Raw genomic sequence first — 15,813 nt, 5'->3', positions numbered from 1 at the left:
CGTGGCCCTGACGCCGGACGCACCACCCGTGAGCGTGGGGGTGCTGCGCGAGCACGGCGCCGGCGAGCGACGCGTCGCCCTGGTCCCCGAGGTCGTCGGGCGGCTCACGCGCGAGGGCCTCGCGGTCCTCGTCGAGCGCGGGGCGGGCGAGGCGGCCTTCTTCCCCGACGCGGCCTACGAGGCCGCGGGCGCGACGCTCGGTGACCGGACCGCGGTCCTGGCGGCGGACGTCCTCGCGTGCGTCCACGCGCCCGACGCCGGTCTCGCACCCTCGCTGCACCGTGGCCAGGTGGTCGTGGGTCTCCTCGCGCTCGGCGGCCACGTCGAGCAGGCGCACGCCCTGGGAAGCGCCGGGGTGGTCGCACTCGACCTGGCGCTCCTGCCCCGCACCCTCTCGCGTGCGCAGAGCATGGACGCGCTCACGTCGCAGGCGTCGGTCGCGGGGTACCGGGCGGCGATCGTCGCGGCCGAGGCGTTCGGGCGCTTCTTCCCGATGATGATCACGGCCGCGGGGACCGCGAAGCCCGCGCGGGTGCTCGTCCTCGGGACGGGGGTCGCGGGACTCCAGGCGATCGGGACGGCGCGCCGGCTCGGCGCGCAGGTCACGGGCTACGACATCCGCCCGTCCTCGGCCGACGAGGTCCGGTCGCTCGGCGCGACGTTCCTCCAGCTCACGAGCACGCCCGAGGGCGCGGGCGAGGGCGGCTACGCGCGGGAGCTCACCGAGGACGAGCGCGCCGCCCAGCAGGCCGAGCTCGCCGGCCACGTGGCGGGTTTCGACGTCGTCATCACGACGGCGCAGGTCCCCGGCCGACGCCCGCCCGTCCTCGTGACCGCCGACACGGTGGCCGCGATGCGCCCGGGGAGCGTCGTGGTCGACCTCGGCGCGAGCGACCTCGGCGGCAACGTCGAGGGTTCCGTTCCCGACGAGCGCGTCGTGACCCCAGGCGGCGCGACCGTCGTGGGCGCGGGCAACCTCGCGGCCGAGCTCCCGACGGCCGCGTCGTCCGCCTACGCCCGCAACGTCGCGGCGGTGCTGCGCGCCGTCGTCCGGGATGGACGCCTGGACGCCGACTCCGACGACGAGGTCGTCAAGGCGATCCGCGTCCCGGCGCCGGCCCCTACCGCTCCCCCACCCTGACCGAGGAGGCACCGGCATGACCCCGGAGCTGGCGTCGTCGATCAGCATCTTCGTCCTGGCCCTGCTGGTCGGCTTCGAGGTCATCAGCAAGATCCCGACGACCCTGCACACCCCGATGATGTCGGGTGCGAACTCGATCCACGGCGTCGTCCTGGTCGGCGCGATCCTGGTCGCGGGCCTCGCCGGCGACCCCCTCGGCTACGTCCTGGCCTTCCTGGCCGCGGCGTTCGCAGCCATGAACGTGGTGGGCGGCTACGTCGTCACGGACCGCATGCTGGGCATGTTCCGGGGAAGACCGTCACCGTCGGCGAACCCGACGTCACCCTCGGCGAACGGAGCGTCACCGTCGACGGACGCGGACGCCGACGCGAGCCGGACGCGCAGGGAGGCACAGCGGGTCGACCCCGCGCCCACCACCGCGGACGCGGGGGCGAGCCGAACGCCGGAGGCCGCGGGGCGGGCGGGGGCTGCGCCCGACGATGCGAAGGGCGTGGCGGGACTGGCGGGAGCCGAGCGAGGAACGAGCGAGGCGGATGGTAGCCCGAGCACGTCGGGCGCAGCCCCCGCCCGCCCCGCCGCCGCCGCACCCGACCAGAACGGAAGCGACCGATGAGCGCTACGCTCACCGTCACGTGGACCGTCTACCTCGGCGCCGCGGTGTGCTTCGTCCTCGGGCTGCACCTGATGCGCTCCTCGCACGGCGCGCCGCGGCAACGTGGTGTCGGCGTCGGGCATGACGGCGGCGGTGCTGGTGACGGCGTTGCTGCTGCTGGACGAGGACGGCGGCGGTGTCGGGTGGCACGGGGGTGTGTGGGCGGGGGTCGCGCTGGGTGGCGGGATCGTCGTCGGGGGCGGCTACGGCCTGTTCGCGGCGCGGCGCGTGAAGATGACGGCGATGCCGCAGCTGGTGTCGTTGTTCAACGCGGTGGGTGGCGGCGCGGCGGCGACGGTCGCGCTTGCTGACGCGTCGCGGGAGCTGGCGGCGGGTTCGTGGGACGGGTTGTCGGTGTCGTTCTCGGTGCCGGTGGCGTTGGACGTGCTGATCGGCGCGGTGACGTTCTCGGGGTCGTTGGTGGCGGCGGGCAAGCTGCAGGGCTGGGTGCCGGGTGCGCCGATCACGTTCCGCGGTTCGCGGGCGCTGGCGCTGGTGGCGGCGGTGGTGGCGGTGGCTGCGGGCGTGGTGGTGGCCGTGGTGGGCAGTGGTTCGAGCGACGGCGCCCGGACGACGACGACGGTCGCGCTGGTCGTGGCGGTCGTCGCGGCGCTGCTGTTCGGTGTGCTGATGGTCCTGCCGATCGGCGGGGCGGACATGCCGGTCGTGATCTCGCTGCTCAACGCGTTCACGGGCCTGGCGGTGGCGATGGCGGGGTTCGTCGTCGACAACGAGGTGATGATTGTGGCGGGTGCGCTCGTCGGGGCGTCGGGCTCGATCCTCACGAAGCTCATGGCGGACGCGATGAACCGGTCCGTGGCGTCGATCCTGGTGGGCGGGTTCGGCACGGGGGACGCGCCGTCGGCGGCGGTGCCAGGGGGCACGTCGGGGGCCACGGTGCGCACGGTCGACGCCGACGACGTCGCGATCCAGCTCGCGTACGCGCACCGGGTGGTCCTGGTGCCGGGTTACGGGCTGGCGGCGGCGCAGGCGCAGCACGAGCTCGCGGAGCTGGCGAACCTGCTGGCCTCGCACGGGGTGGCGGTGTCGTACGCGATCCACCCGGTCGCGGGTCGCATGCCGGGTCACATGAACGTGCTGCTCGCGGAGGCGAACGTGCCGTACGAGCAGATGAAGGAGCTGGAGGAGGCGAACGCGGAGCTCGACCAGTGCGACGTCGCGCTGGTGGTCGGGGCGAACGACGTCACGAACCCGGCGGCGCGCCGCCCGGGCACGGCGATCTCGGGGATGCCGATCCTCGACGTCGACCACGCGCGCTCCGTCGTCGTGGTCAAGCGGTCGATGGGCCACGGGTACGCGGGCATCGACAACGAGCTCTACACGGACCCCCGGACGGGCATGCTGTTCGCGGACGCTAAGGACGGGCTCGCCCAGCTCGTCGCGGCGGTGAAGGAGTACGTCACCGCGGGCTGACGCGGCGCTCGGCCAGGCGCACGGGGCGCCCGGCGACGCGGCGAGCGGTCCGTGCCGTCTCGAGTCGCGCCAGGACCTCCATGCGCCGGAGCTCGCGTTCCCACGGCTCGGGCAGCGCCGCGTCGTGCCCCCGGCGCCTCGTCATGACTGCCATCCGCTTCCCCGTCCCCTGCCGACGCCCGCGCGCTCGCGGCGTCTCCCCGATCCCGGTCGTTGTGGACGGCGCCTTTCGGGGGCGCCGTCGAAGGAAGAGAGCAGCGGGCTCGTCGTCCGTGACGGCCGTGACCAGGTGAGATGCGGGTGAAGTGCTCAGTGGATCAGCTCGCGCCAGTCGTCCGGGACGCGGCCGGCCGGGCCGGGCGCGCCCTGGTCCGCCGGGTGCGCGAGCGGCGGCGCCAGCTCGGGCCCGTCCGTGTAGTCGTTCGTGCGGTAGTCCCACCACCAGTCCTCGCCCGGCTCGTAGGACCGCATGACCGGGTGCCCGGTCTCCTGGAAGTGCCGGCTCGCATGCTGCTCGGGCGAGCTGTCGCAGCAGCCCACGTGCCCGCACTGGGCGCACCGGCGCAGGTGCACCCACCAGCCGCCGCCCGCCTCGCACTCGACGCACCCGGGACCGGTCGGGGGCACGCTCGGGTCGATGCCGGGGTCGCCGGCCTGTCCGCTGGGTTCTGCCATGGGGGTCTCCTCTCGACCTGCCCACCGTAGGCCGCGGCGACGACGGTGGCACCGTGGACCGGGTGCCCGGCGGTCAGCCCTGCGCGAGGACCGCGATCCGCTCGACGTCGCGCCGGTACATGACGGCGTGCGCCGCGAGGTCGTCCCGGCCGGTCTGCGCTGCCCGGTCCTCCGTGAACGCGGCGAGCTCCTCGAGCCGCGCGACCATGGTCTGCAGCACGTCGGCGGGGGTGATCGGGTCCCAGCCGTAGACCTCGACGATCCGGTTGAGGCGGGCCGCGCGGGCGTCGTCGTCCCCGCGCCAACCCTCGACGTGGATGTACGGGGCGAGCCAGTACGCCAGGTAGGCCAGGTCCCAGATCCGCGGCCCGGGTGACGCCGTGTCGAAGTCGATCAGCCCCACGAGGCGCCCACCCCGGAACACCATGTTGTAGGGCGCGGCGTCGTTGTGGCAGACCACCTCGGCCGGCTCGTGCACGGGCAGGCGCCATGCGGGCGACGACGCCACGAAGCCCACCGAGGCGTCGTGCAGCCGTCGCAGGAACAGGACGGCGTCATCGAGCACCTCGGAGCCCCAGACCCACGCGGGGCTGTCGTGCGGCACGTCGCCCTCGAGGTAGGAGACGATCTCGCGCCCGCGGTCGTCGACGCCGAACGGTTCGGGGATCCCGCGCATGCCCGCGGACCGCAGGTGCCGCAGGTAGGACTGGATCGTCGTGGTCCACGGGCCGGCGGCGCGGCGCACGGTGTCGCCGATCCGCAGGACGGGCGTGGTGTTGCCGCCGGGCAGGTGCTCTTCGATCATCGCGACCCATCGTGCCCGACAACGCTGCATTCGTGAACTCGACCCGATCCGCGGAAGGGCGGGCCCTGGCGCACGACGCCCCACCTGGGGACGCGGCCGGTCGTGCACAGGCACCGGTCCCGGGCCGCGGCGGCGGCGCGCCGGTCCGGCAGGCTCGGCCCGTGCCCCACCCTCGTCCTACCCCTCGCCCCCGTGCCCGACGCCGCACGCGCGCCGCCGGCGCGCTCGTCCTCCTCGCGGCGGTGGTCGCGGCGGCGACGGGCGTGCCGTACGTCGTCGCGCACGCCCGGGCGGCGCGCTACCCCGTCGCCGCGACGGAGCTGACGCGGGCGACGCGGGAGCTCGCCGACGTCCCCGTGCGCGACCGGGCGCCGTCGGACGGGTACACGCGGGAACAGTTCGGCCGGGCCTGGGAGGACGTGGACCACAACGGGTGCGACACGCGCGACGACATCCTCGCGCGGGACCTCACGAGCGTGACGTACACGTCGGGGAGCGGTGACTGTACAGTCGCGTCCGGTGTGCTGCACGACCCGTACACCGGCCGCACGATCGACTTCCGCCGCGGTCCCGACTCGGCCGCCGTCCAGATCGACCACGTCGTCGCGCTCGCCGACGCCTGGCAGACCGGCGCCCAGGACTGGCCCGCCGCCACCCGGCTCGCGTTCGCGAACGACCCCGCCAACCTGCTCGCCGTCGACGGGCCCGCCAACCAGGACAAGAGCGCCGACGACGCCTCCACCTGGCTCCCGCCGAATCCCGGATTCCGGTGCGTGTACGTCGTCCGGCAGCTCCGCGTCAAAGCCGCCTACGGGCTCTGGGTCACCCGCGCCGAGCACGACGCGATGGCCCGCACCCTGCGGACCTGCGCCACCGTTCGGTGACCGGTCTCCTCGCCGACGCGCGGCCGTCAGCGCGTCAGCGCGACCGACGCCTCCGCCGTGTACGAGAGGAACGTGAACGACTCCTGCAGGTACAGCTCGACCGAGTCCGCCGTGTGCGACGTGTACCCGATCGACACGTCCTGCCCCAGCACCAGCTCGTAGTCGCCGCCGCGCGTCGACAGCAGGTACCCGCCCCGCAGGGCCGGCGCCCACACGATGTCGCTGTCCACCATCCGCTCGAGCTGCGACCGGATCGGGTAGCCGTAGTCGCGCGTCTCCGACACCGCCGTGTACAGGTCGGCGTCCAGCACCAGGGCGTACGGCCCCTCGACACCCGCGAGCCGCAGCTCCGTGACCGCGTGCGCCACCGCGTCCGGGAGCTCGCGCGGATCCTCCGGCACCGCGACCGGCGCGTTGTCCGAACCCGGCCCCAGACCCCCGATCCGCGCCGCCTCGTACCCCTCGAAGATCGCCCGGTCCTCGACCCGCGCCAGCACCGTCGCGGCATCCTTCACCGGCTGCCAGTCCGAGTCCTTCGACCCACGGAGCACGTCGTCCACCGCCTGGCGGTCCAACGTGAACGGCACCCGCAGCTCCACCAGCGGCGCGACCTCCCGCAACCGCGACCGGGTCCCCTCGTGCGGTGCGTCGATCGCCGTCACGTGACCCGTGTTCGCCGCCGCCGTCTCCAGCCCCAACGGGCCCGTCACGTCCACCACGCGGCGCCCCGCCACGTTCCGGCGGAACGTCCGCGACGCCTCCTCCGCGATCTCCGACCACGCCGCGTCGCTCACCGGCGCGAGCCACCGGTGCAGGTTGGACGCCCCCACGACCTGCGCCACCGGCTGGACCGTCACGTCGGGTTCGTTGCTGCTCATTGGGGTTCCTCTCTCAGGCTGCCGATGCGGAGGTCGTCGTGGTGGTGGTCGGTCTCTCCCGGGGTGCTTCCGGGGGCGGACGGGGCGGAGGAGCTCGGCCCACCGTCCGCCTCGCTCGCCGGGCCACGTTCCGACACCCGCTTCAGGTCCGCCGACGTGACCGTCGGGTCGTCGCCCTCCGCCAAGGACTCCAGGAGCTCGAGGGACGGGACGAAGAAGAGGGAGCCCGTGACGGCGGTGGAGACGTCGAGGATACGGTCGTAGTTGCCGGGGGCGCGCCGACGAACATGCGCTCGAGCATCAGCTCGGTGATGGTCGGGTCGTCCGCGTAGGCGATGAAGAACGTGCCGTACTCGCCCGCGGACGGGTCACCGAACGCCATGTTGTCGCGGAGGATGTCGTGCTCCTCCCCGGACTCGTCGACGATCGTGTTGAGGGTGACGTGGGAGTTCGTCGGCTGGACGTCGTCGTCGAGCTCGACGTCGTCGAGCTTCGTGCGGCCGATCACCCGCTCCTGCTCCTCGACCGGCATCGCGTGCCACGCCGCGAGGTCGTGCACGTACTTCTGCACGACGACGTAGCTCCCGCCCGCGAAGTCCGGCTCGTCCTCGAGCGACACGATCGACGCGGCGGCCGCGTCGCGGCCGGTCGGGTTCTCCGTCCCGTCCACGAAGCCCAGGAGATCGCGCGAGTCGAAATAGCGGAACCCGACGGTGTGGTCCTCGACCTGCACGTCGTCACCCAAAGCGTCCATCAGCAACCGCGTCAGCTCGAACGCCAGGTCCGCCCGGTTCGCCCGCACGTGGAAGAACACGTCCCCGGGCGTCGCGACTGCGTCGTGCCTGGCGCCCTGGATCGGACGGAACGGGTGCAGGTGCGCCGGACGCGGCCCGTCGGGTCGCACCCGGTCCCAGTACCGCGACCCGAGCCCGACGATGCACGTCAGGCCTCCCTCCGACTGCCGGAAGCCCACCGCCCGCACGAGCGAGCCGACGTCCGCGGCGACGTCGAGCACACGGTCAGCAGCGCCCGGCGTGTCGCGCACGCTCACGACGAGGAAGACGGCGGACGAGGTGAGCGTGCCGAGCACCGCCTGCGACTCGGGCACGTCGGCGGGGACACCCGGCGCGGTGCCGGTCCCTTCGATCGCGTTCAGGGGCACGGCACGAGCCTTTCACGTGCGGTGACGCCCTGCACCCGTGCCATCACGACGCCGGAGCCTCGTCCGTGACGTCCGCGACCGTCGCCCCCAGGACGCGGACCGCGTCGTCCGCCGCGAGCCGGACTCCGACCCCGTGCGCCCCGCCGCCGAGCGAGATCGTGCCGTCCACGCGCTCGTCCGCGACCACCGGCCAGGCGCGGGTCGCGCCGAACGGCGTGATCGTGCCGCGCTCGTACCCGGTGACGTCCTTCGCGACCGCGGCGTCCGGCATCGACAGCCGCGAGACGCCGAGCAGCGCACGCAGCTTCGGCCACGAGATCGTCCGGTCGCCCGGGACCAGGACGAACAGGTAGTCGTCGTCGCCGCGGCGCACGACGAGCGTCTTCACGATTCGGCTCGGTTCGACGCCCTGGAGCTCGGCCGCCTCGACGAGGAGCGCGCCCGCGTGTGCTGCGTCAGCTCGTACGGGATCCCGGTGGCGTCCAGGGCGGCGACGACGGTCTCGGTGCTCATGTCACCGAGCGTAGGTCGTGCGGCGGGACGCGTCAGCCGGGCCTACCCGTGCGATCGCCGAGAGCCCGACGACGTCACTCGGTGTCCGCCTCGCGCGCCGCCTCCGTGGGGGCGGCCGTGGGGTCGGTGGTGCCCCCGGTCGGTGCGCTGGTCGCGGTGTCGCCGGTCGGCGTCGGCGTCGGGGTGCCGGTGGGAGTGGGAGCGGGGGTCGGGTCGCTGCCGTCCGGCCCGGACGAGACGACGATCGTGACCGTCGAGCCCGCATCGACCTCGGAGCCCTCGACCACCTCGATGCCGTCGCCCCGCGTCAAGCTCAGCACGCCACCCGCCGGCACGGTGTCCGACGGCTGCTCGGTCGGGTCGACGACGACCTTCAGCCCCAGGTCCACGAGCGCCGCCTGCACCGCGTCGGCGTCCTGGCCCACGAGCCCGGTCGGGATCGTCACGGTCGTCGCGGGCTTCTGGCCCTGCGACACGACGACCTGGACCGTCGAGCCGGCCTTGACCGCGGTGCCCGCACCTGGCGTCGTGCTGACGACCGAGCCCTTCGGCACGTCGTCCGAGTACGCCGTCGTCGGGTCCGCGACCTTCAGGCCCAGGGCCTTGAGCTTGGCCTGCACCGTCGCGAGCGGCTGACCTGCCAGCCCGTCGGGGATCTTCACCGTCGTCGCGGGCTTCTGGCCCTGCGACACGACGACCTGGACCGTCGAGCCGGCCTTGACCGCGGTGCCCGCGCCCGGCGTCGTGCTGACGACCGAGCCCTTCGGCACGTCGTCCGAGTACGCCGTCGTCGGGTCCGCGACCTTCAGGCCCAGGGCCTTGAGCTTGGCCTGCACCGTCGCGAGCGGCTGACCCGCCAGCCCGTCGGGGATCTTCACCGTCGTCGCGGGCTTCTGGCCCTGCGACACGACGGCCCGGACGGTCGAACCCACCTTGACCTTGCTGCCCGATCCGGGCGTCACGCGCAGGACCGAGCCCGCCTTCACGGTGGCCGAGTACGCCTTGGTCGGCTTCGCGACCTTCAGGCCGAGACCCTCGAGCTTCTTCTGCACCGTCGCGAACGGCTGCCCGACGAGGCCCTTCGGGACCACGATGGTCGCCGCAGCGGGCTCCGGCGTCGTGGGCGTGGTCGTGCGGTCCGACGGCGCCTGCGGCGCGTCCTCGACGTCGACCGGGGCGGAGACCCCGGTGTAGTCCGTGACGGGAGTCCCTGTCGGGAGCAGGCCGCCCCCGTGGAACTCGAAGTGCCACGGCTCGGGCTTGCTGCCGTCGAGGTGCGCCCACGACGGGTTGTCCCAGCCGTACGCGGGGCCGTGCTGACGCAGCCACTGGTACTCGGCGGACAGACCCGTCGAGATGGGATAGCCCATGTCGACGGCGATGCCCCAGCCGTGGTTCGACGTCCCCGGAACGGCCGCAAGGTCGGGCTTGGTCTTGCGGAGCTCGATCTGGACCGCGAGCGGACGGTAGGAGTCCGTGATCGGGATCGGGTGCCCGAACTGCTTCTCGAAGAGCTCGCTCAGCGCCTCGAGCCGGTTCGCCGCGTCGCAGCGCAGCCTGTGGCCGGGTGCGAAGTCCAACGGGCACAGCACGGAGTCGGGAAGCTCTCCGTTCTTGTACCCGTCGATGCTGGTCCCGTAGCGGTCGACGAGCGTCGTGAGCTGGTCGGCCAGGCTACCGGTGAGGGGCGCGGTGCCCACGTTGTCGACGGCGCCCGGCTCCGCCAGGCTGTCCGCCTCGACGTCAGCGGCCTCGGCCGCGTCGAGGACGGTCGCGAGACGCTCGGCGGCAGCGACGACGTCGTCCCAGGTCACGGGCGTGGCACCGCCCTGCTCGTCGGGGTCCGCGAGCGGGTCTGTGGTGGCGGCCGTGCTCACGCCGGGGGCCGAGGATCCAGTCCCTGCCGACGACGGCCCGGAGGGCGCCGACGCATCCGTCCCCGTGCCGGGCGTCGCCGTCGCCGACGGGGTGGGGTCGCTCGACGGGGTGCTCTGGTCCGTCGGGGCGGCGGTCGGCGGGGCGATAGGCGTCGCGACGGAGCCGTCGGGGCCGGTCGTCGGTACCGTGCCGGGGGTCGTGGTCGCGTCGTCCGAGGGCGCGGGGACCGTGCCGGCCGGGCTGGTGGGCGCGACCGTCGGTCCCGGGGTCGGTCCCGCGGTCGGAACGTCCGACGCCGGCGCGGGGGACGGAGCCTCCGTCGGGGCGGCCCCGGTCGGCACCGCGGTCGGGGTGGCGCCGGGAGGGGTCGCGGACGGGCTCGTCGGCTGATCCACCGACGGCATGCTGCCCTGGACCGCCGTCGTCGCCGGGTCGGGGATCAGGGAGTCGGCCGTGCCGTCGTCGAGCGTCCCGGCGGGGCTCGTGGGGTTCGCCTGCGGCACGTCCCCGGTCGTGGACGGGTCGGCGTCCGCAGCCACGCCGGCCGGGTCGTCCGGCCCCGCGGGGGCGTCGGCCGCGGTGTCCGTCGGCGTCGACCCGGGTGTCGGCAGCGCGCCCGTCGGAGCGGCGCCCTCCGCGGCCAGGACCCCCGTGGTCGCACCGTCGCTCGGCAGGGTCGGGGACGCCGTGCTGGTCGGGGACGACGTGCTCGAGGGCGCGGGACTCTCGGTCGATGTCGGTGCGGTGGCGTCCGTCGTCGGCGTGGCCTCGTGGTCGGCGCTCGCCGTGGTCTTCCCGACCGCCTTGTCCCACGGCGACGTCGTCAGCGGGTCGGGCGGCTCGAGCGCGCTGACCGGCAGGTCGACGGGGGCGTGAGCGCGGCGGTCGCGGCAACCTGCGCGTCGTAGGTGACCAGGAGCATCCCGGTCTCGCTCGCCGCCTGGGCGACGGGGCCGCCGACCGCCTCGATGTGGGCGGCGACGTAGTCGTCGGCGCGGGTGAGGAGCGCGAGGACGTCGTCCCGGTCGAGCGCGGGCGTGGGGGCCGTCGCGACGTGCGGCGTGGTCGTCGTCGCGCTCACGCTCACGCCCGTCGTGCCGCCGGTCGTCGTCGGTCCCATGACCGACGGGGACGACGCCCCAGCCGGTACGTGGGCCCCGACACCCTGGGCGCTCGCGGCGCCGAGGGCTCCGAGGAGGCTGCGGCGGCGAGCGCGACGACGACGCTCGCCCGGCGGGCCGGACCGCCGGACCGCTTGCGCGTGGTGGGACGGGTCTGCATGACTCCCCTGGTAGACGTGGCGTCGCGCCCGGTGACCGCGGTCACACGTGAGGCGCCGTTCCCAGCCTGCGCCATCTTCGCGTCGTGCGCTACATCGCGTCCCACGGGATGCACCTTACGTCCTCGAGATGACTGCGTGACAACGCTGCCATCCAGAAGAGTTCACCCGGACGCCACCGCGCGGTCGCCGAGCCTCCGACGCGACCCGGCGCGCCCCGTCACCGCCCCAGGGCCGACATGTCCTCGTAGCGCTCCCCGGTGACGTTCTCCGGACGGAAGGCGGAGTCGAGGGTGGCGAGGTCGGCGTCGGACAGGCGGACCGCAGCGGCCCCGACGTTGTCCTCGAGGTACCGCTCGTGCCGCGTCCCCGGGATCGGCACGACGTCGTCGCCCTGGGCCAGGACCCACGCGAGCGCGACCTGCGCCGGCGTGGCGCCGAGCCCTCCGCGATCCCGCGGACGACGTCCACGAGCGCCAGGTTCGCGTCGAACGCCTCCCCGGCGAACCGGGGGTTGCTCGCCCGGAAGTCGCCGTCGCCCAGCCGGTCGCGCGTGACGGCACCCGTGAGGAACCCCGGCCGAGCGGCGAGTACGGCACCAGCCCGATGCCCAGCTCGCGCAGGGTCGGCAGGATCTCGGGCTCGACATCACGGCTCCACAGCGAGTACTCGGTCTGGAGGGCCGTCAACGGGTGGACGGCGTGCGCCCGACGGATCGTCGACGCGCCCGCCTCGGAGATCCCGAGGTGGCGCACCTTCCCGGCCTCGACGAGCTCGGCCAGCGCACCGAACGTCTCCTCGACGGGGACGGTCGGGTCGACCCGGTGCTGGTAGTAGAGGTCCACGTGGTCGAGCCCGAGGCGGCGCAGGCTGCCGTCGATCGACTCGCGCACGTACGCGGGGCTGCCGTCGAACCCGCGGTCCACGGGGCGGGGCCCGGTCACCTTGATGCCGAACTTCGTGGCGACCACGACGTCGTCCCGGTCCACCCCGAGCTGCGCAGCGCCCGGCCCAGCAGCTCCTCGTTCGTGTGCGGGCCGTACATGTCGGCGGTGTCGAAGAACCGCACGCCCAGCTCGAGCGCGCGGTGGATCGTCCGGACGGACTCGGCGTCCGTCGTCGAGCCGGAGCCCGAGGACGCGCCGTAGAACGCGGACATGCCCATGCAGCCGAGGCCGAGGGCCGAGACGGTGAGCGCGGCGTCGCCGGCGCCGAGGACGCGGGAGGAGAGCGTGGTGGTCATGCCGTCGAGCGTGGACCTTCGAGCGCGCTCGAGGTCAACCCCGCCCCTCCAGGTCGAAGCAGACGAGCCGCTGCTCGTAGATGCCGATCTTGGCGTCGATCGCGCGCAGGTTCTCCCGCGTCGCCTCGAGCTCCGCGAGCACCCGGTCGCGGTGGGCGCGCAACAGGGTGAGTCGCGCTTCCTCGTTCCCGTCGCCCTCGCGGCACAGCGCCGCGTACTCCCGGAGCTCGGCGATGCCCATGCCCGTCGCCCGGAGCCGGGTCAGCATGACGATCCAGCCGAGGTCCGCCGGCGAGTACCGGCGGTGGCCCGACGGCGCCCGGTCGACCGGGTCCAGCATGAGCCCGTCGCGCTCGTAGTAGCGCAGCGTGTGGACGGTGAGCCCGGTCGCAGCGGCGGCGTCGGCGATGCTGAGGCCGCCGAGGGCGGCCGTGGTGGTGGTCACTCTCCCAGTGTGCGCCGAACGCTAGGGTGACGGCCCATGGACCTGCTGAGCACGGCCACGGACCGCGACGTCGCCTTCACCGCCGCCGTCCTCGGGATCGCCGGGTTCGCCTGGTTCGGCTGGGCGCAGGAGGCACCGCCCGCGTCGTGGCGCCTCCCGCTCGGGATCGCGTCCGGGCTCTGCTTCGCGGCCGCGGTCGTCGGGGGCGTCCTGGGTGTCCGCTGGTGGGACACGCCGACGGCACTCGCGACGTCGTCCGACGGCGTCCGGTTCGGCGTGATCGTCGCGATCGAGGCCGTCCTGTGCGCGGCCGGGGCGGTCGTGCTGGCCCGGACCGGCAACGCCGCCTGGGTGAGCGCGTGGATCTGCGGCGTCGTCGGGATCCACTTCGTCCCGCTCGCGCGCGTCTTCCACGACACGGGGTTCGTCGTGCTCGCGGTGCTCCTCGTCGGCTTCGCCGTGGGCTCCTGGGTGTGGGGCCGGGGTCGAGCCTCGCGCCCAGCGCGCTCGTCGGGGTCCTCGCCGGGTCGACGTTCGCGCTGTTCACCGCGCGTGCCCTCGTCACGTTGGCGGTCGGGGACGGGCCCGCCGCGACGGAGCACTAGCCACGCAGGACCGGCACAAAAAGGTCACAGCGTTCCCAGGTCGCTGCGGCACGATGGACCCATGCCCACCGATCTCGACGTCGTCACGTCCGCCGCCGCGACCCGCCCGGAGCGCCGCAACGCGGGCAGGCACGCATGGGACGGCCGCCGCAGCGTCGTGGGCGCCGTCGTCGGGCTGGCCCTGGTCGCACCGCTCGCGGCGTGCACCGGCGACGGGACGGTCGACACGGACGCGGTGCGCCAGTTCGTGCAGGACGCGAGCGAGCAGACGCAGCAGATCACGTCCGACGTGCAGCGCCTCGGCAGCCAGCTCGGGTCGATGAAGAGCCAGGGGAACGCGGCGCTCCAGCAGGCGCAGCAGGCCGGCGACGAGGCGCGCAAGGCGCTCGACGAGGCGCAGAAGTCCACGTCGACCCTGTCGACGTCCGCGCGTCAGAAGCTCGACGACGCCTACGCGGACCTCGAGGACGCCCGAACCAAGCTAGAGACGCTCAAGGGCAAGCTCCCCACCACGAGCCAGGCCCGGGCCACCATCGACGACGTCCAGAAGCAGCTCGACAGCCTGGCCACGTCGATCACGAAGACGGTGGGCTGACCGGCTCGTCCGGGCCGCGACCGTCCCCGAGCTCGTCGAACACCGTCACGAGCGTCCGCCAGTAGGTCGCACCGTCACGCGTCCGGGTCACGAGGCCCCGGTCGACGAGGTCACGCCGGACGCCGACGGGGTCGTCGACGAAGGTCGCGAGGCGGTCGGTCAGCTCGCGTTCAGTGACGGGCTCGTCGAGCACGAGGACCCGGGTCGCGACGTAGGCGAACAGCAGGTCGCGGTCCGCGGCGCGCCGCGGCAGACGCTCGAGCCGACCGCGCACGAGGAACCGGGTGGGGTCAGGAGTGCTCACGGCACCACTCTCGCACCGCCCTCCACCGAACCTCCACGAGTTTGTAACCCCTACTCTGTTTTCACTCTGTCTTCTCGCAGGAAAGCACGGCAGACTTGTGCCGTGACGTCGCCGCTGACCTCAGGCCCGATGTCGTGGCGCGAGGACGCGGCCACGACGTCTCTCGCGGCGCGCTACGCAGCGGCAGGCCTCCTCGCCGTCGCGGCCCTCCTCTTCCTCGGCGGTGGCCACGAGGCCCTCGCCACCGCCCTGCACGACGCCCGCACCCAGACCGCCGCGCTCGACGTCGACCTCGCCCGGGTCGACGGCGAGCTCGATGCCCTCTCGGGGGCGCTCGCCACCGAGGTCACCGACGCGGTCGAGTCCGCCCGCGCCGCGACCGTCGCCGCCGAGGAGGCGCTCGCCGGTGCCGCTCAGGACGTCGTCGACGCCGCCGACGAGGCGCGCGCCGCCGTCGCACTGTCCGACGCGCAGGTCGCGCTCGAGGCTGCGGCTGCCCAGGTGCGGCACGTGCGCGGCAAGCTCAGCGGTGGCCCGGTCGGCGGCGGCGCGGTCGGCGAGTCGCTCACCGAGCTCCTCGCCCACCTCGACGCTCTCCGGCTCGGCCAGGCCTGAGCCCTCCGCTCCATCTGTCCCCCGCGCCGCGCCCGAGCGCGGAGCCGCCGTCGTGCGTAGCGTCGGACCGTGACCTCGACCGTGACCACCGCCGACGCCGTCGGGTCGCGTGCCCGGCGCACCTGGGTCCGCGCCCGGCTGGCGCTCTCCTCGCGCGGACGTCAGGGCCCGTTCGCGCCGCACGAGCGGTGGCCCGCGCTCGCCCGGCTCGACCGTGAGGTCGCCGTCCGCACGGACACCCTCGACCTCGGCCGCGCGGCCGACAAGGCGCTGCGCGGGCTCAGCCGGCTCGCGGACCACTCCGTCCTGTGGGCCGGTGTCGGGGCGGGGCTCGCCGCCACGGGTCCGACCGGGCGCCGGGCCGCGGTCCGGGGCGCCGCGACGCTGGCGGCCGCGAGCGCCGTCGCGAACCTGGTCGCCAAGCCGTTGCTGGGCGGCGAGCGGCCCGCCGCGTCCGGGCTGGACGTGCTGCGCCACCTGACCGACCCGCCGACGTCGGGGTCGTTCCCGTCGGGTCACAGCGCGTCGGCGGCGGCGTTCACGCTCGGGGTCGCGACCGAGTGGCCGGCGGCGGGGGCCGCGCTCGCCCCGCTGGCGGCGGCCGTCGCGTACTCGCGGCTGCACGTCGGGGCGCACTGGTTCTCGGACGTGGCAGGTGGGCTCGCGATCGGTGTCGGCGTCGCGGCCGTGGGACGGCTCGTGGTG

Annotated in this window: 17 protein-coding genes and 3 pseudogenes; 9 read left to right on the top strand and 11 right to left on the bottom strand. The window is 74.3% G+C overall.

The window, feature by feature from the left end:
• Nucleotide 1 precedes the first annotated feature (1 nt).
• The 3 genes from QQK45_RS07990 (at nt 2) to QQK45_RS07980 (ending at nt 3,227) form a co-directional block, all read left to right on the top strand.
• The gene (locus QQK45_RS07990; RefSeq protein WP_284292800.1) at nt 2-1,141 is read left to right on the top strand and encodes an NAD(P) transhydrogenase subunit alpha; all 1,140 of its coding nucleotides are present in this window, start codon (nt 2-4) and stop codon (nt 1,139-1,141) included.
• Nucleotides 1,142-1,157: 16 nt separating this feature from the next.
• Nucleotides 1,158-1,754, top strand: a complete 597-nt coding sequence (locus QQK45_RS22025) for an NAD(P) transhydrogenase subunit alpha part 2 (RefSeq protein ID WP_348525178.1) — start codon at nt 1,158-1,160, stop codon at nt 1,752-1,754.
• Nucleotides 1,755-1,874: 120 nt separating this feature from the next.
• On the top strand, nt 1,875-3,227 hold the full coding sequence (locus tag QQK45_RS07980; RefSeq protein ID WP_348525177.1) for an NAD(P)(+) transhydrogenase (Re/Si-specific) subunit beta: 1,353 nt from the start codon (nt 1,875-1,877) through the stop codon (nt 3,225-3,227).
• Here QQK45_RS07980 and QQK45_RS07975 read toward each other — a convergent pair.
• From QQK45_RS07975 to QQK45_RS07965, 3 genes are all read right to left on the bottom strand, one after another.
• Entirely contained in the window at nt 3,214-3,372 is a 159-nt protein-coding gene (locus QQK45_RS07975; protein WP_284292799.1) for a hypothetical protein, read from the bottom strand. The two genes, QQK45_RS07980 and QQK45_RS07975, sit on opposite strands and share 14 nt — an antisense overlap.
• A gap of 164 nt (nt 3,373-3,536) precedes the next feature.
• Nucleotides 3,537-3,902: a UBP-type zinc finger domain-containing protein gene (locus QQK45_RS07970; protein WP_284292798.1), complete on the bottom strand. Its 366-nt coding sequence runs from the start codon at nt 3,900-3,902 to the stop codon at nt 3,537-3,539.
• 73 nt (nt 3,903-3,975) lie between these two features.
• A complete protein-coding gene (locus QQK45_RS07965) occupies nt 3,976-4,707 on the bottom strand; it encodes a phosphotransferase (RefSeq protein WP_284292797.1) in 732 nt (243 codons plus the stop codon).
• A gap of 161 nt (nt 4,708-4,868) precedes the next feature.
• Between QQK45_RS07965 and QQK45_RS07960 the strand changes: the two genes are divergently transcribed.
• Entirely contained in the window at nt 4,869-5,591 is a 723-nt protein-coding gene (locus tag QQK45_RS07960; RefSeq protein WP_284292796.1) for an HNH endonuclease family protein, read from the top strand.
• Nucleotides 5,592-5,617: 26 nt separating this feature from the next.
• Here QQK45_RS07960 and QQK45_RS07955 read toward each other — a convergent pair whose 3' ends face one another.
• The 4 genes and pseudogenes from QQK45_RS07955 to QQK45_RS07940 form a co-directional block, all read right to left on the bottom strand.
• Nucleotides 5,618-6,469 (bottom strand): family 1 encapsulin nanocompartment shell protein, encoded by an 852-nt coding sequence (locus QQK45_RS07955; RefSeq protein ID WP_284292795.1) that lies wholly within the window; start codon nt 6,467-6,469, stop codon nt 5,618-5,620.
• A gap of 142 nt (nt 6,470-6,611) precedes the next feature.
• Entirely contained in the window at nt 6,612-7,631 is a 1,020-nt protein-coding gene (locus tag QQK45_RS07950; protein ID WP_284292794.1) for a Dyp-type peroxidase, read from the bottom strand.
• 43 nt (nt 7,632-7,674) lie between these two features.
• Nucleotides 7,675-8,144 (bottom strand): annotated as a pseudogene (locus QQK45_RS07945) (aminoacyl-tRNA deacylase).
• 74 nt (nt 8,145-8,218) lie between these two features.
• On the bottom strand, nt 8,219-10,021 hold the full coding sequence (locus QQK45_RS07940; protein WP_284292793.1) for a PASTA domain-containing protein: 1,803 nt from the start codon (nt 10,019-10,021) through the stop codon (nt 8,219-8,221).
• Between QQK45_RS07940 and QQK45_RS07935 the strand changes: the two genes are divergently transcribed.
• Nucleotides 10,014-10,412, top strand: coding sequence for a hypothetical protein (locus QQK45_RS07935; protein WP_284292792.1), 399 nt, complete (start codon nt 10,014-10,016; stop codon nt 10,410-10,412). The two genes, QQK45_RS07940 and QQK45_RS07935, sit on opposite strands and share 8 nt — an antisense overlap.
• 12 nt (nt 10,413-10,424) lie before the next feature.
• Nucleotides 10,425-10,898: a hypothetical protein gene (locus QQK45_RS07930; RefSeq protein ID WP_284292791.1), complete on the top strand. Its 474-nt coding sequence runs from the start codon at nt 10,425-10,427 to the stop codon at nt 10,896-10,898.
• Here the strand turns inward: QQK45_RS07930 and QQK45_RS07925 are convergent.
• From QQK45_RS07925 to QQK45_RS07915, 3 genes and pseudogenes are all read right to left on the bottom strand, one after another.
• A complete protein-coding gene (locus tag QQK45_RS07925) occupies nt 10,846-11,142 on the bottom strand; it encodes a hypothetical protein (RefSeq protein ID WP_284292790.1) in 297 nt (98 codons plus the stop codon). The genes QQK45_RS07930 and QQK45_RS07925 overlap by 53 nt on opposite strands.
• A 379-nt stretch (nt 11,143-11,521) precedes the next feature.
• A pseudogene (locus tag QQK45_RS07920) lies at nt 11,522-12,544 on the bottom strand (aldo/keto reductase).
• A 34-nt stretch (nt 12,545-12,578) separates the two neighbouring features.
• Nucleotides 12,579-12,989, bottom strand: a complete 411-nt coding sequence (locus QQK45_RS07915) for a MerR family transcriptional regulator (RefSeq protein ID WP_284292789.1) — start codon at nt 12,987-12,989, stop codon at nt 12,579-12,581.
• 36 nt (nt 12,990-13,025) lie between these two features.
• Here QQK45_RS07915 and QQK45_RS07910 point away from each other — a divergent pair, with 36 nt between their 5' ends.
• A complete protein-coding gene (locus QQK45_RS07910; protein ID WP_284292788.1) occupies nt 13,026-14,189 on the top strand; it encodes a hypothetical protein in 1,164 nt (387 codons plus the stop codon).
• Here QQK45_RS07910 and QQK45_RS07905 read toward each other — a convergent pair.
• A complete protein-coding gene (locus QQK45_RS07905; RefSeq protein ID WP_284292787.1) occupies nt 14,170-14,493 on the bottom strand; it encodes a DUF2087 domain-containing protein in 324 nt (107 codons plus the stop codon). The two genes, QQK45_RS07910 and QQK45_RS07905, sit on opposite strands and share 20 nt — an antisense overlap.
• 102 nt (nt 14,494-14,595) lie before the next feature.
• Between QQK45_RS07905 and QQK45_RS07900 the strand changes: the two genes are divergently transcribed.
• Nucleotides 14,596-15,108 carry a hypothetical protein gene (locus QQK45_RS07900; RefSeq protein ID WP_284292786.1) on the top strand — a complete coding sequence of 171 codons (513 nt, stop codon included), beginning with the start codon at nt 14,596-14,598 and terminating at the stop codon, nt 15,106-15,108.
• Between the two features lie 69 nt (nt 15,109-15,177).
• A pseudogene (locus QQK45_RS23095) lies at nt 15,178-15,801 on the top strand (phosphatase PAP2 family protein); the annotation flags it as partial.
• Nucleotides 15,802-15,813 lie beyond the last annotated feature (12 nt).

This window comes from Luteimicrobium album, assembly GCF_030161555.1.
GTDB classification, from domain to species: domain Bacteria; phylum Actinomycetota; class Actinomycetes; order Actinomycetales; family Cellulomonadaceae; genus Luteimicrobium; species Luteimicrobium album.
The sequence above is the reverse complement of the archived record's forward strand: the minus strand, read 5'-3'. Positions and strand labels throughout refer to the sequence as shown.

What these genes read in the sequence shown, in the direction of transcription:
- QQK45_RS07965 (WP_284292797.1), bottom strand. Translation starts at nt 4,707, where the DNA reads ATGATCGAAGAGCACCTGCCCGGCGGCAACACCACGCCCGTCCTGCGG.
- QQK45_RS07980 (WP_348525177.1), top strand. Translation starts at nt 1,875, where the DNA reads ATGACGGCGGCGGTGCTGGTGACGGCGTTGCTGCTGCTGGACGAGGAC.
- QQK45_RS22025 (WP_348525178.1), top strand. Translation starts at nt 1,158, where the DNA reads ATGACCCCGGAGCTGGCGTCGTCGATCAGCATCTTCGTCCTGGCCCTG.
- QQK45_RS07955 (WP_284292795.1), bottom strand. Translation starts at nt 6,469, where the DNA reads ATGAGCAGCAACGAACCCGACGTGACGGTCCAGCCGGTGGCGCAGGTC.
- QQK45_RS07970 (WP_284292798.1), bottom strand. Translation starts at nt 3,902, where the DNA reads ATGGCAGAACCCAGCGGACAGGCCGGCGACCCCGGCATCGACCCGAGC.
- QQK45_RS07975 (WP_284292799.1), bottom strand. Translation starts at nt 3,372, where the DNA reads ATGACGAGGCGCCGGGGGCACGACGCGGCGCTGCCCGAGCCGTGGGAA.
- QQK45_RS07925 (WP_284292790.1), bottom strand. Translation starts at nt 11,142, where the DNA reads ATGGGACCGACGACGACCGGCGGCACGACGGGCGTGAGCGTGAGCGCG.
- QQK45_RS07930 (WP_284292791.1), top strand. Translation starts at nt 10,425, where the DNA reads ATGCTGCCCTGGACCGCCGTCGTCGCCGGGTCGGGGATCAGGGAGTCG.
- QQK45_RS07910 (WP_284292788.1), top strand. Translation starts at nt 13,026, where the DNA reads ATGGACCTGCTGAGCACGGCCACGGACCGCGACGTCGCCTTCACCGCC.